This is a genomic window from Winogradskyella sp. J14-2, assembly GCF_001971725.1.
In the GTDB taxonomy this organism is placed as follows: domain Bacteria; phylum Bacteroidota; class Bacteroidia; order Flavobacteriales; family Flavobacteriaceae; genus Winogradskyella.
This window is the reverse complement of the sequence record NZ_CP019388.1, coordinates 2,298,514-2,323,290: the sequence shown is the minus strand read 5'-3', so window position 1 is coordinate 2,323,290 and position 24,777 is coordinate 2,298,514. Positions and strand designations below refer to the sequence as shown.

Genomic DNA, 24,777 nt, shown 5'->3' with positions numbered 1-24,777 from the left:
ATGAAGATTATTCCTGCCAAGACACCTGGATTTGTAAAAACCTTATTTCCAAAGTTTGTCTGGAATATCAATACCACAAAAAAAGAGCTCTATCTCACTTTTGATGATGGCCCAACACCCGAAATAACAGATTGGGTACTTCAAACATTACAAGAATATGATGCTAAAGCTACTTTTTTTTGCATAGGTAAGAATATTGAATCTCATCCAGATATTTTTCACTCTATTTTAAAGCAAGGTCATTGTGTTGGCAATCATACATATAATCACTTAAAAGGCTGGAAAACAAACACTAAAGATTATATAGATGATGTTAAACGCACTCAGAATTTAATCAATTCAAAAATTAAAAATCATCGATTTTCATTCGAAGATATTTTCCGGCCTCCATACGGTAAATTTAAAAGCAAGCAATCAAAGGCATTACAAAAATTAGGCTACAAAATTGTGTTATGGGACGTACTCTCTTACGATTGGGATGCATCTGTAAGTGAAGAAGCCTGTTTAGAAAACATAATCTCTAAAGCGAAAGAAGGAAGTATTGTTGTATTTCATGACAGCATAAAGGCCTCTAGAAACTTAAAATATGCCTTACCTAAAGTTTTAGAATTTTATAGTAAAAGAGGCTATTTATTTAAGGCAATAACTAAAGATATTCTTGAATAATTTCAATCAGAGTATTGGCATCTTGCTCACCACTGTGGCGCCATTTCATTTCTCCATTCTTGTAAATTATTAATGTAGGTAGTCCTTTTACTCGCAGTGCCTCCGCTAGCTCTTGATTTTTATCCACATCAATCTTAATGACTTTGGCTTTGTCGCCTAATGCCGCTGCAACATCCCTCAGAATAGGATGCATTGCACCAGATAGGTTATTTCCTTCTGTATAGAAGTCTAATAGAACCGGAATATCGACATCTATTAATTCCCCAAATTTTGACATATGTTATTGTTTTAGTCAAACGAGTTATACAAACCTACATAAAATTTTTATTCAAAATGTAGTAAGTTCATTATGAACTATATAAAAATAAACAATTGTTAGCAATTATGTCTCTTTTGTTCCTTTTTTAAACTCTATAACAGTAATCTCGGGCCATATACCAACCCTTCCAGGATAAGCCAAAAAGCCAAAACCTCTATTAACATTAATGTATTGCCCCAAAGTTTCATAGATCCCAGCCCATTGTTTGTAACGCCACTTTGCAGGACTCCATTTTATCCAACCTGGTATTTCAATTCCGAATTGCATACCGTGGGTATGACCGCTTAAGGTTAAATGGTAATGGTAAGCATCGTTGACAACTTCAATATCCCAATGACTGGGATCGTGGGTCATTAAAATTTTAAAATCATCTTTATCAATTGCTGCTGAGGCCTTTTTTAAGTCACCGGCTTTTTTAAAACCTCCTTTCCCCCAATTTTCAACACCTACAAGGGCAATTTTGTCTCCATTTTTTTCAAGATAACGATGTTCGTTTAACAACAAATCAAAGCCAATTTCTTTTTGTATAGTTTTTAAATCTTCAAGATTTTTTATTTTTTCTGCTTTTGATTTCCAATCGACATAATCGCCATAATCATGATTACCTAATACAGAAAACTTTCCGTCTTTAGCCTTTAAACGACTAAAGGTATCTATCCATGGCAGCATTTCACTGGCCTTATTATTTACCATATCACCAGTAAACAAAATAATGTCAGATTGTTGCTCATTAATTAAATCGATGGCATATTCAATTTTCTCTTTATTATCAAAACTTCCTGAGTGTATATCACTAATTTGGGTTAATCGATAGCCATCAAATGCATCTGGTAAGTCTTCAAAATGCAAGGTGTAGTTTAGTACTCTAAAGTTGTACTTTCCCTTAAACATACCATATAAGAGCGAGGCAAATGGTATTGCAGCTAACCCTAAACCTATTTGACTTATAAATCTTCGACGACTTGGAATATACAAAGCTTCGCGCTTTGCTATAAACTTATCGTAAAGTCCATAAAACCCTCTAATAATATCCTCACCTAAAAGAATTGGTACTAAGACTAAGTTTATAGACATGTAAGCCAAGAGAAACCCTAAGGCATAACTTTTAGATGGGCTTAGCACACGTCCTTCGCTATAAATAGTAAATTGAATTATAAAATTACCCACCACTAACAAAGCAAGACCTAAAAATAAATAATGGATCCAACTCTGCTTTGTCACAGTCTTAATAGCCTGAAAACCGTAGGCTGTAAGCAAAACATAAATAATAATAAAAATAATCCAACGTGTCATGTTGCAAATTTACATATAAGCCACACCTACTTATCTTATTAAAGTGTTAAAGGTTTTTGTTTATAGGTTATATAGACTTTTCTAATCGCTCTCATACCAGATGATTTTTAGTTCATTTGAGAAAAATAAAAATGAATTACATATAAACAGTAAACATAATGCAAAGAAAAAGAGAAAGCGAATTAGCAATCACTAAACCGATGATATAATTTACGCATTCTGCTATAAATAAAGAAGTCTCGAGCATTTTATAAACACACGAGACTTCACTTAGCGTAATTTTAAATTTTTAATGAATTTTGCTTGTGTCTCTGTAAGACGGAAGATCTTTGTACCAATCTTTATTCAAACTACCACCACTTATTGCCCAATTTGAAAAGAAATAATAGGCTTCATTTATAGGATATCCTTCATCAGGAAAGTCGAATGATTCGGGTATATTGATTACCCAAGGCAAACCGTTAGAAGTTTTGTAGTAATAATCGCTTTCTGGTTCACTAGCATCAGACGATGTCCCAAACCATTCGTCATCAAAAAGATCTGTTGGTTTGTGGCCTGGTAGGTGAATTTCTTTGCTTCTATCACCGTTTACAAAAATAAATGGGTTGTAAGGAGGATAACCCGTTAGGTTTTGTGACACTGGATTAGTAAAACTAATTGTAGAACTTATGATATTGTTGTTTGATGTTTGAGTAGCATCAAATACACTATCAAAAAAAATGACAGTTGCTTTATTTTGATTTGCCTCTGTTCCATTTCCATTAACATTAATACTATTGTTCGTGAGATAAGACCCTGTAACACTGGCCACATCATTGGGCATTAGTTCTTTTAGTTGTATCCCAAAACCATTATTAAAACTGGCAAAAACTGCTTTAACATTCCAATCGGCTTCAATATTAACCAAAAGATTATTTCCGTTAAGTATATGGTCTATCTCATAGTCAATGACCATATCGTTAAAATCATAATCTCCTTGCGCTGGCCATAGATCCTCAAAAGCCAAAGATCCTGTGTATGTATTTTGGATAGCTCTCAGTGGATCATTAGGAAAATCATCACTTTCATTAGAAACACCATCACCATCGTCATCGGTACTTGGTGTAACTTGTGGTATCCCACCAATCTCAATAGCCTCCCAAGGATTTGCAGATACATAAAAAACCAAGTCGTTAAAATCATTATCGCTACTTAGAGATCGTGTTTGGTCTTCAAAACCATTTAATAATCGTTGGTTTCCAAAATCTGCTAACTGAACTGTGTGTTGACGTTTAGTTGGATCACTTTCTATTGTATTAAAATCTGAACGCGAGTAAAATTTAGTTGTGTTTACGTTTGTGCCTGAACCTGTCCACGCATTTTGAAACAGCACCCAAGAAATACTTTTTCCTGCCTGAAAAGTTCCTAGTTTTACTTTATCGCCAGCATAGAGTTCACCACCAGAATTAGCTAACGATGCATTTGGCAATACAACGTAAATAGAATCTATGTCACTAGCGCTGGTAGGTGGATTATCTGTATCAAAAACATAGTACCCTAAGGCATTTTTGTATCCTGCGCCTTCGGTAACAAAAGTAACCCAAACATCACTTAAGTCTGTTACCACAACATCAAGCTCGTTCCCTGATGTGAGATACTCCGGATTATAATCTGGAACTGGTTTATTTTCTGGAAGAGACGCTTTTACACCGTCTAAAAACTCCTGACTTAAATTATCACTTTCAGACTCAAGATAATGAGGTAGTCCTTTTGTTCCTCCAATATTGTAACTTCCCATGTAATAATAATTATCTGAGATTAAAATTGGGTTATTAGAGACTCTATTACCATAGTCATTAGACCTTTCGTCTGGCAAGCCACCAAAAGTTATACTCATATGTTGAGATATAAGTTCTTTTTTTTGATTTGCAAAACCCACACTATGCACTTGAACAAATAAATCCTCTAAATATGTTGGTACTTGGATTTTAGTGCTTAATACACCAATTGAACTGGTAAACCCAGAAGATAAGTATGTTCCACCAGAATCTGGATGTTCCGTAAAAAAGCTAACCTTCACACCAGACAAAGGTTGATCTGTTAGACTGTTAACTTCAACATCAATTTCTATTTCTTTAGTCGTATCAAAGTTAAAATCTGTAGGAATATTAAATGAAGTAATATCACCATCAACTATTTCGGAGTGGTTCTCTTTTGCACTTTCTATGTCTTTGCTACAGGCAAAAAAGATAACAAAAGTAAGCAAGGATATAAATATTATGTTTCTCATGGCTACGATTTAATTAGGACAAATTTCGGCTACTTAAAAGAACAGATCTGATGAAAATCGCTAGAATGAATTTTTAAGTCGACTAACAAAAGGTTAGTAAAGACCAATGGTTTTTTTCAGAATTTTAATCACTGGTCTATTTAACAGAGTACCATTATTTCAATCTAAAATTTTAAATTGAAATTCCTCTAACCCATTTTGAAAATAGAAAGGACAATCTTGTCTGGCATTTTAGTATATTAGATGCTCTAATTTTAGCAATCTTTTTGATGACGTTTAAATTAACCTCTGTTTTAATTGTTATAATCTTATTTTTTGGATGTAATAAAAACAATACTCTCAAATCTGCAAAAAAAGATCAGGCGTTAACCAACTACGTCAACACATTTATAGGCACTGGTGGTCACGGTCACACCTATCCTGGTGCAACGTTGCCTTTTGGCATGATGCAACTGAGTCCAGATACGCGCTTAGAGGGTTGGGACGGCTGCTCGGGTTATCATTATACTGACAAATACATCTACGGATTTTCACACACGCATCTTAGCGGCACAGGCATTAGCGATTATGGCGATGTGCTTTTAATGCCAACCAATAAAGTAAATTTTAATAATGGATCTGATGGAAAATCTGGTTATCGCGCTCACTTTTCGCATGAGAATGAAAGTGCTGAACCTGGTTATTATAAAGTGTATTTAGACTCAACAAATATTGATGTTGAATTAACAGTTTCTAAACGCAGTGGTATTCATAAATATCAGTTTCCATCGGCTGAAAATCAGTATGTGGTTTTAGATTTAGAACACAGAGACAAACTTTTGGGTTATAAAATTAACAAGCTAAACGACACAGAAATTAATGGCTACAGACATTCTTCAGCTTGGGCAAAAGACCAGCGTTTGTTCTATCATATCAAATTTTCACACCCAATAAAAGCCATTGTTTATGATGATGGCGAAGGTGTAGCTGTAACTAAAAACTATAAGTTTGAAAGTAAAAAAGCCATCATTCAATTTAAAAACCCAAACAACGAACCAATATTCATTAAAACAGGAATTTCAGCTGTTGATGAAGCTGGTGCTTATAAAAATTTGGAAGCCGAAGTTTTAAACAAAGATTTTGAAACCGTAAAGCAAGAAGCACAACAAGCCTGGGAATCTCAACTTGAAAAAATTGTGGTTGAATCTAATGATATTGACAAGAAAACCAATTTCTACACAGCGATTTACCATACGATGGTTGCACCAAATATCTATCAAGATGTTGATGGCCGTTATAGAGGTATGGATTTAGAAGTTCATCAAACCAAAGATTTCGATTATTACACTGTGTTTTCACTTTGGGATACATACAGAGCTGCTCACCCGCTCTACACCATCATAGAACAGGACAAAACCAATGATTTCATCAATACATTTTTGGCAAAATATGATGAAGGTGGCATAATGCCAATGTGGGATTTATCAGGCAATTATACTGACTGTATGATTGGCTACCACGCTGTACCTGTTATTGCCGATGCCTATTTAAAAGGTATTAGAGACTACGATACCGAAAAAGCGTTTGAAGCAATGAAACATTCGGCAACGCGAGATAAATTTGGGTTAGAAGCCTATAAAAAATACGGTTTTATACCTGTTGATGAAGAAAGCGAATCGGTTTCAAAAACCTTAGAATATGCTTATGACGATTGGACGATTGCACAGATGGCAAAAGCGATGAACGAGGACGACGATTATAAAACCTACATTCAACGAGCACAGTATTACAAAAATGTGTTTGATCCAAGTAGTAAATTTATGCGTGGACGTTTCAGAAATACATGGTTTTCGCCTTTCGATCCTTATGAAGTTAACTTCAATTATACCGAAGCCAATGCTTGGCAATACAGTTTTTATGTACCACAAGATATTTCTGGCTTCATAAATTTATTGGGCGGAAAAGACGCTTTAGAAGCCCAACTTGAGGAATTATTTTCGGCAAAAAGCGAAACTTCTGGACGTCATCAGTCCGATATTACAGGTTTAATTGGTCAGTATGCGCACGGCAACGAGCCGAGCCATCATATGGCTTACCTTTATAATTTTGTAAATAAGCCGCATAAAACGCAAGAGAAAGTTCATCAAATTTTAACCGAACTCTATAAAAACGATCCAGATGGTGTTTCGGGAAATGAAGATTGTGGACAAATGAGTGCGTGGTACGTATTGAGTTCTATGGGCTTTTATTCTGTAACACCAGGTTCTAATCAATACATTATTGGCACACCACTTTTTGACAAAGCCACCATTAATCTGGAAAACGGAAAACAATTCAACATTACAGCGCATAAACTAAGTGATACCAATAAGTATGTAGAATATGTGTATTTAAATGGCGAAAAACTGAACAACACCTACATCACTCATCAAGACATTATGGATGGTGGTAATTTGGAATTTCATATGACCGATAATCCAGCCGTTTGGGGAAGTCGAAATGGTGAGGAGCCAAAAACCGAAATAACAGATCATATTATTTTACCGTCTCCATTTATTGAAAAAGGCGATATCACTTTTAGAGATTCTACGGAAGTTATTTTAAATACTTCGGAAAAAGATGCTAAGATATTTTATGCTATAGATGATGAAAATTTTCAACTTTACGAAACGCCTTTTACAATAACAGAAGACACAAAGGTGAAGTTATATTCTGAAAAAGGAACCCTGAAAAGTCCTGTACTAACCACACCATTTTATAAGATTGATCCAAACCTAAGTATAACACTTGAAAGTGAATTTGCCAATCAGTATTCAGCAGGTGGAAATGATGCACTTATAGATGGTATTAGAAGTACTAAAAACTACAGAACAGGCAGCTGGCAAGGTTACCACAATAGAGATTTAGTGGCTACCGTAGATTTGGGTGAAGAAAAATCTGTAAATCTTGTGACCATTAACTTTTTGCAAGACCAAGGTGCTTGGATTTTTTACCCAACAGAAGTGAACTGTTTGGGTTCAGTAGATGGAGAGCAATTTTTCCCAATTGAAAAACAAGCAAGAAAAATTGATGCAGCTAAAAGATCAAATGACATTGAAATTAAAGAAGTTTATTTCAAACAAGTTCCAAAAAAATATAGATACATAAAAATCATCGCAAAGAAATTAGGCGAACTACCAGAATGGCATTTAGGCTACCCAATGGATGGTAGAAGCTGGATTTTTGCTGATGAGATTTCAATAAAATAAAACTGTCATTTTTAGTGTAGTCGAGAAATCTTTGATACTTAATTATCTTTAGCATCTCGACTTGCTCTGCAAGGTGCATTCAGTAAAAATATATTTTTACTTCAACCAATGCTCGATGTGACAGAAAAATAGAATTAAAAAAACTAACTAACAATTATATGAGCAATCAAAACAACAAATCGGCTTTAGCAACCTTAGTCACCGTTTTCTTTTTTTGGGGATTTATTGCTGCATCCAACAGTGTATTTATTCCTTTTTGTAAAACGTATTTTAATATTGACCAGTTTCAGTCGCAATTGGTAGATTTTGCCTTTTATGGTGCGTATTACACCGGTGCTTTGTTATTATTTATTCTTTCTGGTTCTATCAAAAAAGATATTATGAATAGTTGGGGCTACAAAAACGGTATTATTTATGGGTTGTTACTTTCAGCAGTTGGTGCTTTTGTAATGTATCCTGTAACTGCAGGTGCTGAACAAGGTCAAACAGGTGTATTCTATTTGGTGCTCATCGCGTATTTTATTGTGGCTTTAGGGTTCTCGCTGCAACAAACCGCTGCCAACCCATTTGCTATTGCACTTGGTGACCCAGAAACGGGTTCGCATCGCTTGAATTTAGCTGGTGGTATTAATTCCTTCGGAACAACCATAGGTCCTGTTGTGGTAAGTTTAGTCATTTTTGGTTCTGCAAGTTGGAGCACTGACGAATTAGCATCTATGATTGCCAATAATGAAATTACGCTAATGACCGTACAACAACTTTATCTTGGTGTTGGAGGATTATTTTTAGCTGCTGCCGCATTATTTTATTTCTCTAAAAAACTACCAGCCTTAAAATCTGAAACCGCTTTTGAGCCTGCTAATAAAGCTAGAAACCTACTCATTGTTTTAACCTTAGTTATTGTTGGATGTTTCGGTTATATTTTTAGCACCTATTCTGGTAATGTTGAAGCTACAGAAGACCTTGAACATATAAGATTAATGATTTTATTCATTGCGCTTTTAGCTGTTATCGCAGCAGTTATTGTTGCTAATTCTAGTGCAACTAAAAAGCCTGAAGGTTGGGGAGCAATGAAATATCCGCAACTCGTTTTGGGTATGCTAGCTATATTCACCTATGTAGGTGTAGAAGTTACTGTGGGTAGTAATCTTGGCGAACTTTTAAAGCAAGAATTTGAAAATTCAGGTCTTAATGCCTTAGGCTTGCCTGTTTTGAATGACTCTCAACTAGGTTCATACATCTCGTTATATTGGGGCGGATTAATGATTGGTCGTTGGGTTGGTGCTATTACGGTTTTTAATCCAAGTAAAGGTCTTAAAAAAGCCTTGCTTATCATTGTACCTTACATTGCTTTTGGTGTTATCATCCTAGTAAATTCCATAAAATATAGCTTTAGTACTGATGAAATTTTGTTCTTTGCCATTTGTATTGCCGTTCAAATCGGTGGTTTCTTCTTAGCTAAGGACAAACCTGTTCAAACTTTAAAAATTTTCAGTTTATTAGGTATTATTGCAATGCTCATCGGTTTATTTGCTTCTGGTAATGTGGCTTTATTCGCTTTTATTTCTGGTGGGTTATTTTGCTCTATAATGTGGCCTTGTATTTTCACATTGAGTATTGCAGGTTTAGGGAAATATACCTCACAAGGTTCAGCGTTTTTAATAATGATGATTTTAGGTGGTGCTATAATTCCACCTGTACAAGGGAAGCTAGCAGATGTATTTACCATTCAATCATCGTACTGGATAGCTGTTGTCTGTTTTATGTATTTATTATTTTATGCATTTAGAACAAAGACTGTTTTAGACAAACAAGGTGTTGAATATTAAATCTTAGATTTTGAAACGAAGAAACTTTATAAAAAACGCCGCTTTAACAAGTGCAGGATTAGTCATTGGAAATTCATTAACCAGTTGCAATAATTCTGAATCTAAAGAAGAAAATAATGAGACTATCGTTTCAACAGATGAAGAAAAATTACCGTTAGTAATTGCCACTTGGCACGTAAAAAATGCTACAGCAAGAGCCATGGAAATATTACAATCTGGAGGAACATCTCTAGATGCCGTTGAGCAAGGTTGTATGGTTGAGGAAGCTGACATTAAAAATAGCTCAGTGGGCAAAGGCGGCTTACCAGACAGAGATGGTAATGTGACGCTAGATGCCTGTATTATGGACAAGCACGGAAATTGTGGCTCGGTCATTTATCTTCAAAGTATAACACACGCAGTATCCGTTGCCAGAAAAGTAATGGAAGACACACCTCATGTTATGTTAGCTGGCGAAGGAGCTAAACAATTTGCCATTTCACAAGGTTTTAAAGAAGAAGATTTATTGACGGAAACCTCAAAAAAAGCTTGGGAAGACTGGAAAATAAAAAGCGAATACAAACCGATAATTAATATTGAAAATCACGACACTATAGGCATGCTAGCCATTGACAAAAATGGAGATATTGCTGGCGCTTGTACCACAAGTGGATTGGCTTACAAAATGCAAGGTCGTGTTGGCGATTCGCCAATTATTGGTTCGGGATTATTTATCGATAATGACATCGGAGGTTGTGTTGCTACAGGTTTAGGTGAAGAAGTGGTTAAAACTGTTGGTAGCTTTTTAGTGGTAGAACTAATGCGTCAAGGTAAGTCACCTCAAGAAGCTTGTGAGGAAGCCATTAGTAGAATTGTTAATAAACCCAACAGTAACTACAAAGATTTTCAGGTAGGTTATATCGCAGTAAACAAAAAAGGAGAAACTGGTAGCTATTCCATACATCAATGGTTTAGTATGACCAAGTTTCAAGATGGAATTAATGAGCAAATTCAATCCGATTTTTATTATGAGGCAGAAAATTCTTAAATTAAAGAGCTATTAACTCTTAAATTTATTCAATTGAAATTTTTCTGGATTTTTCTTTTCATCCCTTTTCTTTCAATTTCTCAAAATAACGACCTAAAAGACCAACTCAGAGACGCAATAGAGAGTACATCTAATATCGAAAAAAAGGTACAGTTTCATGTTGATCTGGCTTGGGAATACATTATGGAAGAAAATGATAGTGCTCTCATATATTCTAATAAAGCCTATGATTTTTCTAAACTGAGCAACTACCCACTTGGTCAGGCTATTGCTAAAGAAACAAGTGGACTCTATTACGAAATTGTAGATGGTAATTACGATAGAGCGAGTAGTCTTTATTTTGATGGTATAGCAATCTGTGAAGAAAATAATCTAGACTATGACAGTTCAATTTATCATTCACTTGGAGTGATGTTTCACACATCAGATAATTATGAAAAAGCATTAGAATATTATACAATTTCTTACGAGAAGGCAAAAGAAGTGGATGATTTAGAACTTCAAAAAAAATGTCTTATCAATCTAGGTACTATTAATTCCTCTCTAAACAACTTCTTAGAAGCAGAAGAACTTCTTTTAAAAAGTCTTGATATAAATACGAGAGAAGAATTAAATTTTGATACCTATGCAAATTTGGGTAATTTATACATTAGGCAAGAAAAGTTTAGAGACGCATTACCTTTTTTAGAGAAAGCTACTATACAACATCCTGATAACTATAATTCTGAAGAAAACCTCACGTATCTCATCAATGCAAAAATTGCACTAAAAGATACTTTGGGAATGCAACCTATTATAAAACGTGCAAAAGCATCGTTAGAAAGCACTACAGCTTTAAGAAACAATAGTATAATGACGATGTCGCTATCTAACTATTACAGAAGTATTGGTGATTTTGAAACTGCTTTATCCTACAGAGATGATTACTTAAAGATGTACGAGTCAATCAAAGAAAAACAACGTGATCAAACCGTCTATGAGTTAGAAACTAAATATCAGACTGAAAAAACAAAAGAAGCCCTCGAAAAAAAAGAAAAAGAAGAGCAATTGTATATAACACTTTTAGTTATAGGTGTTATTATCGCTTCAGCCTTAGCTTTTTTATTATACAATAACAGAAAGAAAAAATTACAACTAGCTAGACAAAAGCAACTCCTCGAAGCCACTATAGATGAAAAAAATGTGTTGCTTAAAGAAACCCATCATCGCGTAAAAAATAGTTTTCAAATTGTATCGAGTTTACTTTATCTGCAGTCTGAAAGTGTTGAAGACAAAGAAGCTAAAATAGCCATTAAAGAAGCCGAAAACCGTGTGCGTTCTATGGTCTTGATTCACCAAAAACTTTATAACAAAGACGAACTTGTTGGTATAAATACCAAGGACTATTTTAACGATTTGGTAAGAGACATTTTTGAAAGCCATCAGTTTAAATCAGAGCCTATAACTTACAATCTAGATATTGAGCCCTTAGTGTTGGACATCGAGACTATTACTCCTGTTGGTCTTATTTTAAACGAGCTCATCGTTAATACATTAAAGCATGCTTTTGATGAAGTGACGTCAAAAAGTAAAATCGATATCTATTTTAACAAAGTCGAAGACCACCTAGAACTAAAAGTAATTGATAATGGGAACGGATTTGAAGGCGAAGTAAAAAACACATCATTTGGTATTACATTGATGAAAGCCCTTTCAAAAAAGTTAAATGCATCGCTCAATTATATGTCTAAAATTAATGAAGGTACAGAAGCTCAACTTATCATAAAAAAATATAATTTGCTATAAATCCGCATTTCACTCACTAAAAAAAACTAGGCATTCACTAAAAAAAGATAATTGTAAATTAGTGTTTGTCTAGTTTAATATTCTAAAATATAAATAACCTTGAAATCTCTTAATATTTACATCGTTGAAGATGAGCCGCTTATAGTTTCAACCATTGAGGTAGCTCTACGCAAACAAGGTTTTTATGCCGTTGGTGATGCTGAAGATTTTAATACGGCATTAAAAGACATAGAGCGTTTAAAACCAGACTTAACACTCATCGATATTCAACTTTCAGGCGAAAAGGATGGTGTAGATTTAGCCACGGAACTCGATAAACGGCACAAGCCTTACCTTTATTTATCTTCACAAACGGATCCAAATACTATTGAACGTGTTAAGCATACCAACCCTCTGGGTTATATCGTTAAGCCATTTACTGAGACTGGTCTTAGAACCAATATAGAATTAGCTTGGCATAATTATAAAGATATGCAACAGCACTTCTTAACCATTAAGCACGATGGTAGATTACACCGCATAAACGAAAACACTATAAGCTATCTCAAAGCTTACGATAATTATTGCTATGTTGTAACTCAAACAGATACCTTTTTAGTACCATATACCTTAAAACATGTCTCAAAGCAGTTGCAAGGTGAAAATTTTGTAAAAGCGCATCGCTCATTTGTTGTTAATCTAAACCATATAATGAGTATAGATAAAAATACCATTACACTAAAAAATGACAGCGTTCCAGTAAGTGCTTCGCAGAAAAGTTTGGTAGTAAGCAAGCTAAAAAGCATATAGTTACCGGTTAAATACAGTCCTTCAAAAACACATCTTCAGGGTTTTTCTGCACTTACTAAAAAAAAATACCATTTTACTAAAAACAGCACTATAAAGTATTGATTTTAAAATAGTTTTATTAGGCTATTAATCTCTACGTTATGAATACAACTAACCAAAATGATTCAAATAATATCTTTAGAAAGCATCCTGTTAAAAATTTTTCTATAGGATTTCTTATAATTTTCATGTTTTTAATTGGTCACAGCCTGTTGGCTCAAGTAGGTGTTGGCAATACCAACCCTCAGGCACAATTAGATATTAGTGCGTCTAATGCAACTTCACCAACAAATACAGATGGTATTTTAATACCAAGGGTATCAAATCTACCTTCAGTTTTCAGCATGACAGCTAACCAAGATGGTATGATGGTATTTTACACAGGCACAGGAGAAGATGGCAAAGGATTTTATTACTGGGATGAACCAGCTAACAATTGGGTTAAAATAGTTAGTGGAACAGCAAACGATTGGTCTCTTAATGGCAATGCTATAAACGGAACAAATTTCTTTGGAACAACCAATAATCTACCAATAAGGTTTAGAACCAACAACATTGAACAAATGGTATTAGACCAAGATGGAGATTTAGGGCTAAACCAAACCAATCCTAATGCCACACTAGATATTGGTTTTACCAACGGTAAAAATGTCATTGAAGCCAGAGGTAATTCAACAATTTTAGCTCCTACTACTATTGTATCAAATATCTCAGGTGCTACTTCGGGTAACAGCAATGAAATTGAAAATGGCATGATCCAAACTTTCACCACGCCCCAAGATGGCGAATTAAATTACATTGACTTTTTCGCCAGAGGCTCGAGTAATGGTAACCAAGATACCAGAATAATCATTCGACGAAATGGAACCATAATTTATAATAACGTATTTTCTGTTTCCTATTCAACAGCACCTGTTCCAAGGAGAATCAACTTTCCAGCTGGGATTACAATTACAACGAGCTTTACCTATTCTGTAGAATTTGAAGATGAGAGTTATGGTTGGGCAACACCCGAAATATATGGGTACTACTCTACTGGCAACACCTATAACAATGGCAATGCAAGTGGTACTGCTCCAACAAGTGGAGATCTGGCTATTAGGATAAACATAAATCGATTTATAAGTACAACTGATGAAGTATTTGTACTTAATGAGGATGGACAATTAAGTATAGGACACGATAATCCTTCAGCTACTCTCGACATTGTAGGTGATTTTCAATATCGTGATGGTAATGAATCAACAGGTAACATCTTAATTTCGGACAATAGTGGTAATGCTACTTGGACAGACCCTACCTCAATATTTACTGATACAGACGACCAAACACTTACACTATCTGGTAATTTTCTGAGTATAACTGATGGAAATAGTGTAAATCTATCCTCCTTATTTAATGAGGATTCTGACTGGTACGAGGTCGGCGGCACAACAATACCAAACGATATTAATGATAATATATATACACAAGGTAATGTGGGTATAGGTGAAACCACACCTAGCGCAAGGCTACATGTTAATGGTGGCACAATTCCCTTACTTGTAGAAGTTAGCGGTACTGAAACCATGAGACTCAACAACAATACCTTGGAATTTTTAGACACTAATGAGTCTGTGTTCTTAGGGCAAGAAGTAGGACTTAATCAAACCGCTACGGGTGAACGCAATACAGGTGTTGGTGCTTTTGCCATGAGAAATCTCTCAAACGGTCAAAATAATACAGCCGTTGGGTATGCAGTTTTAGATGCTTCTGCTACTGGCTCTTACAATACTGGTGTGGGCGCTGGTGCATTTTCTGCCAACGTGTCTGGTGATTGGAATGTAGCCCTTGGAAGTAGTGCACTTGCCAATCTAACTTCTGGAGAAGGCAATGTGGCTGTGGGTTATCAAACATTGGCGACAGCAACCAACACAGTTGGCAACAATGCGTTGGGGTACAGAGCCTTAGCCTCTAACACAAATGGTTTTGGAAATTCCGCCTTTGGGTATCAGTCTTTAGAGAATAATACTACGGCAGACAGAAATGTTGCTTTTGGAAACCAAACCTTAAGGTATCAAACCAGTCAAGGATTTGATAATTCGGCATTTGGGTATTATGCCTTACAAAACAATACCAGTGGTGACAATAATGTGGCCATAGGAAAACATGCAGGCTTGAATAATATTACAGGTGGCAATAACACCTTTATTGGGACCGATGCAGGTGAGAACAGTACAGGCTCTGGCAATGTATATATTGGTTACCAAGCAGGCTCCAATAACACTGCTAGCAATAAGCTATTCATTGATAATTCTTCAGGAGATCAAAACAATGCTTTAATTTATGGTGACTTCAACAGTAATATTTTGCGCGCCAATGGCGAATTTCAAATACAGCAAAACAGTCAGCCACTAGCTGGAATAGCCCATCTCAATTTTTTTGAAACTGAGGTAAATGATGGTTCGAGAATAAAATTTAGAAACAGTGTAGAAACCAATAATTACTGGACAATCTATAGCAGAACAGATAACACACATCCTGATTCTAGGTTTACAATTTTTTATAATAACATTTCCGGCACTGGTACTGGTAGTAACCTTATTGAAATGACAGGAGAAGGTAGAGTCGGTATAAGAAGAACACCTACAACGAATAATTTTGAAGTGAATGGAAATGCTTCAAAAAACGTAGCTGGTGCATGGTTAGCTAATTCAGATCGACGCTTAAAAAAGAACATTAAAACTATTGATGGTGAAAATGCACTAAACAAACTTTTAGCGCTAAGAGGAGTAACCTATGAGTGGAATGATGACCAAACAGGTATTGACCGTCCTAAGAATATACAATACGGCTTCATTGCTCAAGAACTCATGCAGGTTTTTCCAGGAAAGGTGACAAAGGATAATCTTGGTTTTTACCAAACCGCTTATGGTGACTATGATGCGGTTTTTGTTCAGGCCATAAAAGAACTAAACTCGAAAATTGAAACTCTTGAAGCTGAGAACATAATATTAAAACAGCAATTAAAAAAATATGAATCATTAGAAGCTCGTATCCTTGCATTAGAAAATGCAACAGAAACTAATAGTACTTCTGTTCAAAAAGGCCAAACAAGTGAGAAATAAAAATTAAACAATTATGTTTTGAGACCGGTTATACTTTATAACCATGTCGGATAATAGAAAAAGTCGCTGTAGGGAGCGACTTTTTCTTTTTTAGCTAAGTTTTGTTATTGGCATTGACTAGAAAAAAGCGTTCATTCACTAAAAAAAGATATTGTAGTTGTACATTTTAAATAACTTTATAGAGCTATTAATCTATACTAGATTAAAAATATTGAAGCAAAAGTCGCAGTAGGGAGCGACTTTTGTTTTTTAAAACCACTTTACAGTAAGTCTTGCTATTTTTTCCTTTAAATTGGTATATGGAGGAAACAACAATTCATTAATTCCAAAGGTATGTTGTTTCACTACCGCACGCTGATTGCTAAAAGCTTTAAAACCAAAAAAACCATGACTCTTGCCGATGCCGCTATTATTTACACCACCAAAGGGCAAGTTATGATTGGCATAATGAATCACGTTATGATTAATACATGTACCACCAGCTCTTGTGTTTTTAACAATCTTCTTTATATTTCTTTTATTTTTACTGTAGATATATAAGGCCAATGGTCGTTCTTTGGAATTGACATAGGCAATGGCTTCATCCAAACTGTTATAGGTAACAATAGGTAAAATTGGCCCAAATATTTCTTCTTTAAGCAGAGTAGTCTCTTCTTTTAAATTTGAAACTATCGTTGGGGAGATATACCTTGAATCAGCTTCAAAATCGCCACCAACCTCAATATTGGCGTCCAAACTTTTTGCGTTTTCTAAATACGATTGTAAACGTTCAAAGTGTTTTTTGGTTACAATCCTAGCGTAAGAATCTGATTCAGTCGGGTTTGTGGTATAATAATGTTCTATCCATTTTTTACATGCATTTACAAACTTTGTTTTAATGCTTTCTTCTATCAATACATAGTCTGGTGACACACATATTTGACCTGCATTTAAGAACTTTCCCCAAACAATGCGTTTTGCAGCTTTGTCTATATTAGCTGTATTATCTATTACGGTTGGAGATTTACCACCCAACTCAAGTGTTACTGAAGCTAAGTGTTTTGCGGCAGCCGACATCACAATTTTACCAACGTTTGGTGAGCCTGTAAAAAAGATATGGTTAAACGGTAATTGCAACAGTTTATTAGAGGTTTCTACTTCCCCTTCAACCAACGCAACTTCGTCTTCTGGGAAGACAATTTTCACAATCTCTGCCATTAAAGCAGAAGAATTTGACGTCATCTCTGACGGTTTAATAATTACAGAATTACCTGCTGCTATGGCCGAAACTAATGGTCCAAAAGTTAAGTTGAAAGGAAAATTCCATGGCGAGATAATTAAACATACACCTTTTGGTTCATATATATAATAAGAGCTAGAACCAAGCATTGATAAAGGTGAATCTACCTTTTGCTTTTGCATCCAATGGGCAAGATTAGACTTAGCAAATTTAATTTCGGATATAATCGGATAAATCTCTGTAAGCTCAGTCTCTAATTTAGGTTTGTTTAAATCCTTACGTAGAGCTTCAATAATTTGGTCTCTAAATGTAAGCTCAATAGCTTTTTTAAGTCTTTTTAACTGCCCTATTCTGTAATGGTAAGGTACCGTTCCTACCTTGAGTTGTCGGACTTGCTGCTTTAAAAACAATTGGCAGTAAGGATTGTCGTTATACGTTGTGCTATTCATATTTATGGTGTTAACTCACTTAATTACTATTAGTGTAGTTTGTCGATGATATCTGTAAGGTATCTTTTTTAACCTGAAAATCAATGATTTTAACCTCATAAAACAACGCTTTTAAAGGGCTAAGCGCTCACTTTGTGTATTTCGTCGATATTTTTAACGTACAAATGTCAGTTATCTAATTATCGCCTTGTTTCGTCCAAAAGTTTCATTACAATCAAACAAACCTATGTTACTTTGTTTCGAAATTAAAACAAAACGATTTAATAACAATGAAAAAAGGTTTAGTCATATTAGCATTCTTAACAATGTCTCTAGCAGGATTTGCTCAGCAAGATGTTGTAAGTAATGTTGAGACTGAATTTGTTAAAACTATTAAGCCTGAAAAACCTGAAGTTGCAAGAGCGACAATATCTGCTAAAGTAAAGGCAAAAGTTTTAAGATTAAATCACAAGAAAAGTAACGAAATAATAAGTATTAAAGCTTATAGAAAAAGTCTTCAAATCAAAGTTAAAACTGTAAAGCTTTGCTAATTAATATGCTATTAACCATTGAAAAAGCCGAGACATATGTTTCGGCTTTTTTGTTTGCACTACTCACCTCATAATAAAAGTCTTTTTTTTAAATCAAAGATTTATTATTTTGTACGAGACTATTAATCTTGTATGAAGAATTATACCAATTTTTATTCTCATAGATTAAGTAACACTAACCTCTCCCTACTTTTATGTTTAGTCAGCTTAATTGCTAGTGCTCAAAATCTAAGGTTTTCGCATTATGGGCTAAACGAAGGTTTGCCTCAAGAAACAATTCATTGCATAGAAAAAGACACCAATGGCTTTATTTGGTTAGGAACCTCTGATGGTATAGTTCGTTTTGATGGTGAGGACTTTTTTGTCCCTCAACCAGACACAAATTCTAATCTTGATATTGCAGGTTATAGAATTGGAGACATTATCGCAAAGAACGACTGCATTTATATAGGAACTGGTCAAAATGGACTTATTAAATATAACACCCATGAGGAAACAATTTCACAACTGGGAGAAACTAATACCAATTGTACGCGTTTAATTCATTATAAAGACAAAGTCGTCGCTGCCTTTTATAATAATGGATTAGCTCTTATTGATGAGTTTCAAAACTTTCATTCTGATAGTTCTCTGAAAGCGTTTCCTAAAAAAATTACTGGTATTTCGGTTTACAATGAGATGATTTTTGTAGGCACGGACGAAGGCTTTATTTATAAGGTTAAACTAGACGATAAAAACGACTCCGAATACGGTTTCTATTATAAAAAAGTCGCTGATTTAAACGCTCAAATTAATAACCTGCAAACCCTTAATGGGCAACTTTGGGTTAGCACAAACAAAGGCATATACAAATATTCTGATACCATAAACAGCTTTGAGGCAATCCCTATTCATAAAAATAATCAAACTGTAAATTACAATACTAATACATTGGCATTTTATAATGAAACTTTCTACCTTGGCACAACCTCAAACGGTTTATTACTAGCCAATTTTGATGGTAATAAATTTTCAGTCAGTCAACACTTTATTGCTGATAAAAAATATGACGCATCTACGATAAATTCCGATGGTATTAATGAGCTCTTTATATCAGATGATTTACTATTTATTGGAAACATCAATCTCGATATTACCACAGTAAAAACACAAGACGTATTTATTCAACCCACCGAAAATTTTGATTTAGACAACCCTTCTGTTTTTGCAGTTTATGATACAAAAGATTACCTATTTACCGGTTCATCAAGTGGATTAGTAATTTCTAGCAACAAGAATATTTCAAAATATAATGTTTTATCAGAGCATAATAGGGTTAGAGGCATAACAAGAGACAATGACAATAATATTTGGTTTGTGACCAATAAAGGAGTTTTTATTATTCCTTTAGAGAATTTAGATATTAAAAATCCTACCATCATTTCATGTCCTATTGATGCCAACGACAGCTCAAAACTTCCTGCCGAAAATATGCGTAATGTTTATAAAGACCATGCGGGAAATATATGGATTACCATATTTAATGCTGGGTTTTCCAAATTTGTTGGCAACATCTCTCAAGGTGATTTGCGATTCAAAAATTATAGTGCTGATCAATTAGCATCAGTTTTCACCTTGTCTATGGTAGAAGATGAAGATGAGAATTATTGGATGAGCACACAGAAAGGGTTAAGCAAACTCAATTTTAAAAACGATGAATTAATTTCGGTAAAAAACTATGACGAAACGTCTGGTTTAGCGACAAGAGGTGTACTGAGTGCGTTTGTAGATTCTGAAAATACGCTTTGGGTTGCAAGTAGAAAAGGCTTAAATAAATACGATGAAGCATCAGATAGTTTTAAAAGTTATGGCAAGCGTGAAGGCCTAACCAACACCTTCGTTTATAACATTAACGAAGATAACTCTGGGAATTTGTGGTTATCAACCAATGGTGGGCTATTCCGATTTAATAAAACCACGGAAGAGTTCACCAATTATAACCCAAAAGACGGCGTACAGAGTACCGAATTTAATCTTGGCGCGACATTTAAAACTAAAACCACAGGACAACTATATTTTGGTGGAATTAACGGACTAAATATTTTTGATCCCAATCGAATTTCAGAGTTAGATAAAGAAGGAACTCTTAAATTTACCAGTCTTAAGATCAAAGATGAGTATGTTCTTCCAAATACCTCCGAAATTCTATCTACCTCCATAAGTAATGCTAAAGAAGTTAATCTGAATTATGATGATTTCCCTGTCAACTTAAACTTTGCCGCTCTAGACTTTAGACCCAACAGTAACATTAATTATGTTTACAAATTGCTTCCTGATGATACTGACTGGAACAATCTGGGAAGCAAAAACAACATTCAGTTATTAAACCTATCTTCTAAATCCTATACCCTTCAAATTCAAGGAAAATCGCGTAATGACCTTTGGAAAAAACCGCCCTTAGAATTAAAAATAAGCGTAGCGCCACCTTGGTACAAAAGTAATTTAGCATATTTATCCTATTTGCTTTTATTTTTAGGTATTGTTTATGCATTTTATAAAATTAGTCTGCAACGACAAATTGCCGGGCAAGAATCTAAACGTTTACAAGATTTAGATGACTTAAAATCGCGCTTCATCACCAATATCACTCACGAGTTTAGAACACCGCTTACCATTATTTTAGGATATCTAAGCAACTTAAAAGAGCGTTTCAACACAAAAGATGAGGTAAGTACATCACTTGAAACCATAGAGCAAAATAGTAACAGCCTGTTAGATTTGGTAAACCAAATGCTCGACTTAGCTAAGCTTGAAAAAGGGCAACTTAACGTTAATCTTATTCAGAATGATATTGTTGCATTTGTATCTCATATAGTTTATAGCTTTAAAAGTATAGCTGCTGACAAGGGCATTTCTATAAAATTTTCGTCTGAGCCAAATCAAATCATAATGGATTTTGATGCTGAAAAAATTCGGCAAATAATGACAAACCTCATTTCTAATGGTATTAAGTTTTCGCCTCAACATTCTGAATTGAATATTAGACTTACCAAAAAAGAAGCTACAATCTTACAAATCGAGGTTACTGACCAAGGTTATGGCATTGAAGAATCTCAATTGCCTTTTATCTTTGATCGCTTTTACCAAGCTGAAAATACTGTACATAAAGTCTCTCAAGGAACAGGTATTGGATTAGCTCTTACCAAAGAATTGGTAGAATTATTTAACGGTAAAATTAAAGTAGCTTCAATAGTTAATAAAGGCACCAGCTTTACCATTACTTTGCCAATAACAAATACTGCTGTAGCAAGATCTGTAGACCAAGACGAACGTCAAATCAATATTGGTACTGTGGTTCCTCAGATTGATGATGTTATTTCAGATGAAGACGCTAACGCTGTACTCATCGTAGAAGATAATGCTGATATGGCGAGATATGTTGCGTCATGTTTAAAACCAAACTATAAGGTCACCTTTGCCAAAAATGGAAAAGAGGGTTTAAAACTTGCTAAACAAAATATCCCAGATATTGTAGTTACTGACGTAATGATGCCTGTTATGGATGGTTTTGAGTTAACGCAAAAACTACAAGCAGACGATAATACCAATCATATTCCAATCATTATGCTTACCTCTAAAGCGATGCAAGAAGATCGGTTGGAAGGCATAACCAGTGGTGCAGATGCTTATTTAACAAAGCCGTTCCAAAAAAAGGAATTACAACTGCGTATGCAAATGCTTATTTCTAAACGAAAACAGTTACAAGAACGATATACAGTAAACTCCATTGTAGAACAAAAAGAAGAGCAACCAGAACCTTTGGATAAAAAACTGGTCTTTTTAAATACAGTGGTCGATGCTATTCACCAACATATTGAAGATTCAAATTTTGGCGCAACCGAACTAGCTAGTTTCTTAGCAATGAGTGATTCACAACTCTACAGAAAACTAAAAGCGATTTCTAATACCAGTACAGCTGTTTTTATAAGGAAGGTGCGTTTAAAGAAAGGCAAAAACATGCTCAAAAACAATGATTTATCGGTTTCGGAAATTGCCTATGCAGTTGGATTTAACGATCCAAACTGGTTTAGTAAGACATTTAAAGAAGAATTTGGACAAAGCCCAACCGAATATCGTAACTAATTTATCTTCAGTTATTTAATAAGGAATAAAATTATTGATTCTTCTCATTTTTCTTCCTTTTGACAAAATACTCCATGCTTTTGAAAGAATAATCAAGACGATTTTTAGGGTTCAATACTAGTTTTGGAAAGCTATTAATCATTAAATCGTTGTGAGATGAAAACCTCTACATTTCTTGTGTCACTTTTAATTATCAATTCTAGTTTTTTGGCTGGGCACATCTCCATTCAATTATTTGGAAGTATTAACCCTTTTATCTTAGGAGGCTGCGAAATTTTGCTTGGTATTCTATACTATGTAAATAAAATAATTAAAGATGTACGAAACACTTTTGATGTAGAGGTTAAACTCTAATCACACAATTATAACACCCTACTGTTATGAAGACAATTACAACTTTAGCTTTGTTATGCTTTTCAAGCTTTATCTTTTCCCAAGTTGGTGTAGGTAATACAGATCCTCAAGCCAGACTAGATATTTCTGCTTCAAGTACGGCAACACCAAGTAATGAAGACGGTATTTTAATACCAAGGATAGATAATTTCCCAACAGTAAACCCGACAGTAGACCAAGACGGGATGATGGTATTTTATACTGGCACATCATTATCAGGAAAGGGCTTTTATTATTGGGACAATAGCACAACATCGTGGATTTCTATTACTGCTAAAGATTCAGATTGGCTCACTCAAATAACAAGTGCGTTACCAAACTCAATTAATGAAAACATGTACACTCTAGGCAATATAGCTATTGGTGGGATTAATTCTTATGGTTATAAACTTTATGTTGACTCAGGAAGTAATCTAGGTACTTATCTCACTGGATCAGGTTTAAATAGTAATTATACTTTAAGTGTAATTAACTCGGCAGGTCGTGCCGCTCGATTTCAAACAGGAAATACTTACTTCAGTGGGTATCTTTCCAATAATGTCGCTGTACACGGAACGGCCTACGGAACCGACGCTATTGGTGGATTTTTTAGCTCATACGATAATGGAGAAGCCCTTGTTGGGCAAAGTCAAGGATCAGGAACAGCCATAGAAGGCTGGGCCTACGGTACAGGATTATCTGGATATTTTCATGGCGGAGAGTTATTCGCCAATGATGGTTTTAGAGCTGAGCGGAATGTCGTTTTTAATGATTATGGATTCCCTACATCTGATTTGCGTGTTGAAAGTGACACAGAACCATACATGTTATTTGTAGATGCAAGTTTAGACAGAATAGGAATTGGCTTAAGTAATCCTCAAACTCTTTTACACATTGGCGGTAATACACGTATTGATAGTGAGCTCCAAATAGGAAACCCTTCTACAATAGGTTATGCATTACCAACAATAGATGGCACTAACGGCCAAGTGATGACTACAGATGGTGCTGGTAATCTAACTTTTCAAGATGCTGCCGTTAATACAGACAATCAGCAAGTAGATACTTTCGGATTAGTCGGTAATAACTTAGGAATTTCCTTAGAAGATGATGGTGTACCTATTCAAACAGTTAATCTTGATAACCTTAGCTTTAATGTTAATAATTTCTCATTAGCAGTATCTACCTTGTCTGGTTTATACATTCATGGAGGAACGGGTTATGAAAAAATGGCATTCAGCACTATTGTTGTAGATACACAAGGTGAATATATAACAACAAATAACAGGTTTAGAGCCACAAATAACGGTTATTATCGTATTAATGCAACCTACACTACCACTTCAAACTATTTTACAGGAAACTATGGTATTGCTGTATATAAAAATGGAACTTTAATAAAAGAAAACACCTTTACACATGTGTACGATGCGCCAGATGGCATACTACACAGATCAATTAATTGCATAGTACAACTAGATGCCTTAGAATATATAGAAATATACATGTACAGCACAATAAGTGGTATACTCATAGACCAAAATTCTTCAAAAACATATTTTGAGGTAGAACGTATTAGATAAAATATAAAGCATAATTGGATTGTCTTCAATTATATTTTTTTGAGCAAAGAAAGCCGAAGTAGGGATCGGCTTTCTTTTTTCATTCCTGCGAAAGCAGGAATCTTTAAAATCTATTCTCAATTTCATTTAGCATTCTTTTATTTCAAGATTTA

Annotated in this window: 15 protein-coding genes; 11 read left to right on the top strand and 4 right to left on the bottom strand. The window is 34.7% G+C overall.

The features are described from left to right. Positions 1-666, top strand: a complete 666-nt coding sequence (locus tag BWZ20_RS10480; RefSeq protein WP_076619792.1) for a polysaccharide deacetylase family protein — start codon at positions 1-3, stop codon at positions 664-666. On the opposite strand, the gene BWZ20_RS10475 is transcribed toward BWZ20_RS10480, so the two are convergent. The 3 genes from BWZ20_RS10475 to BWZ20_RS10465 all read right to left on the bottom strand — a co-directional run bounded on the left by BWZ20_RS10475 (position 647) and on the right by BWZ20_RS10465 (position 4,547). Next, the gene (locus BWZ20_RS10475) at positions 647-943 is read right to left on the bottom strand and encodes a thioredoxin family protein (protein ID WP_076619789.1); all 297 of its coding nucleotides are present in this window, start codon (positions 941-943) and stop codon (positions 647-649) included. The genes BWZ20_RS10480 and BWZ20_RS10475 overlap by 20 nt on opposite strands. A 105-nt stretch (positions 944-1,048) precedes the next feature. Beyond that, complete coding sequence (locus BWZ20_RS10470) at positions 1,049-2,278, bottom strand: metallophosphoesterase (RefSeq protein ID WP_076619786.1); 1,230 nt, start codon at positions 2,276-2,278, stop codon at positions 1,049-1,051. Between the two features lie 289 nt (positions 2,279-2,567). Beyond that, a complete protein-coding gene (locus BWZ20_RS10465) occupies positions 2,568-4,547 on the bottom strand; it encodes an LruC domain-containing protein (protein ID WP_076619777.1) in 1,980 nt (659 codons plus the stop codon). 269 nt (positions 4,548-4,816) lie between these two features. Between BWZ20_RS10465 and BWZ20_RS10460 the strand changes: the two genes are divergently transcribed. From BWZ20_RS10460 to BWZ20_RS10435, 6 genes are all read left to right on the top strand, one after another. Next, entirely contained in the window at positions 4,817-7,774 is a 2,958-nt protein-coding gene (locus BWZ20_RS10460) for a GH92 family glycosyl hydrolase (protein ID WP_076619775.1), read from the top strand. 158 nt (positions 7,775-7,932) lie between these two features. Beyond that, on the top strand, positions 7,933-9,603 hold the full coding sequence (locus BWZ20_RS10455; RefSeq protein ID WP_076619773.1) for an MFS transporter: 1,671 nt from the start codon (positions 7,933-7,935) through the stop codon (positions 9,601-9,603). A 10-nt stretch (positions 9,604-9,613) separates the two neighbouring features. Then, positions 9,614-10,630, top strand: coding sequence for an isoaspartyl peptidase/L-asparaginase family protein (locus BWZ20_RS10450; RefSeq protein WP_076619772.1), 1,017 nt, complete (start codon positions 9,614-9,616; stop codon positions 10,628-10,630). Positions 10,631-10,663: 33 nt separating this feature from the next. Then, on the top strand, positions 10,664-12,415 hold the full coding sequence (locus BWZ20_RS10445; RefSeq protein WP_076619770.1) for a histidine kinase dimerization/phosphoacceptor domain -containing protein: 1,752 nt from the start codon (positions 10,664-10,666) through the stop codon (positions 12,413-12,415). 99 nt (positions 12,416-12,514) lie between these two features. Next, a complete protein-coding gene (locus tag BWZ20_RS10440) occupies positions 12,515-13,204 on the top strand; it encodes a LytR/AlgR family response regulator transcription factor (RefSeq protein WP_076619768.1) in 690 nt (229 codons plus the stop codon). Positions 13,205-13,344: 140 nt separating this feature from the next. Continuing rightward, positions 13,345-16,350: a tail fiber domain-containing protein gene (locus BWZ20_RS10435; RefSeq protein ID WP_076619766.1), complete on the top strand. Its 3,006-nt coding sequence runs from the start codon at positions 13,345-13,347 to the stop codon at positions 16,348-16,350. A gap of 249 nt (positions 16,351-16,599) precedes the next feature. Here the strand turns inward: BWZ20_RS10435 and BWZ20_RS10430 are convergent, their stop codons facing one another. Further along, on the bottom strand, positions 16,600-18,018 hold the full coding sequence (locus BWZ20_RS10430; protein WP_076619763.1) for an aldehyde dehydrogenase family protein: 1,419 nt from the start codon (positions 18,016-18,018) through the stop codon (positions 16,600-16,602). A gap of 269 nt (positions 18,019-18,287) precedes the next feature. On the opposite strand from BWZ20_RS10430, the gene BWZ20_RS10425 reads away from it, so the two are divergent. The 4 genes from BWZ20_RS10425 (at position 18,288) to BWZ20_RS10410 (ending at position 24,625) form a co-directional block, all read left to right on the top strand. Further along, complete coding sequence (locus BWZ20_RS10425; protein WP_076619760.1) at positions 18,288-18,548, top strand: hypothetical protein; 261 nt, start codon at positions 18,288-18,290, stop codon at positions 18,546-18,548. A 132-nt stretch (positions 18,549-18,680) separates the two neighbouring features. Further along, on the top strand, positions 18,681-22,670 hold the full coding sequence (locus tag BWZ20_RS10420; RefSeq protein WP_076619757.1) for a response regulator: 3,990 nt from the start codon (positions 18,681-18,683) through the stop codon (positions 22,668-22,670). Positions 22,671-22,826: 156 nt separating this feature from the next. Further along, positions 22,827-23,024, top strand: coding sequence for a hypothetical protein (locus BWZ20_RS10415; protein ID WP_076619755.1), 198 nt, complete (start codon positions 22,827-22,829; stop codon positions 23,022-23,024). Positions 23,025-23,050: 26 nt separating this feature from the next. Further along, positions 23,051-24,625, top strand: a complete 1,575-nt coding sequence (locus BWZ20_RS10410; RefSeq protein WP_076619753.1) for a hypothetical protein — start codon at positions 23,051-23,053, stop codon at positions 24,623-24,625. Positions 24,626-24,777 lie beyond the last annotated feature (152 nt).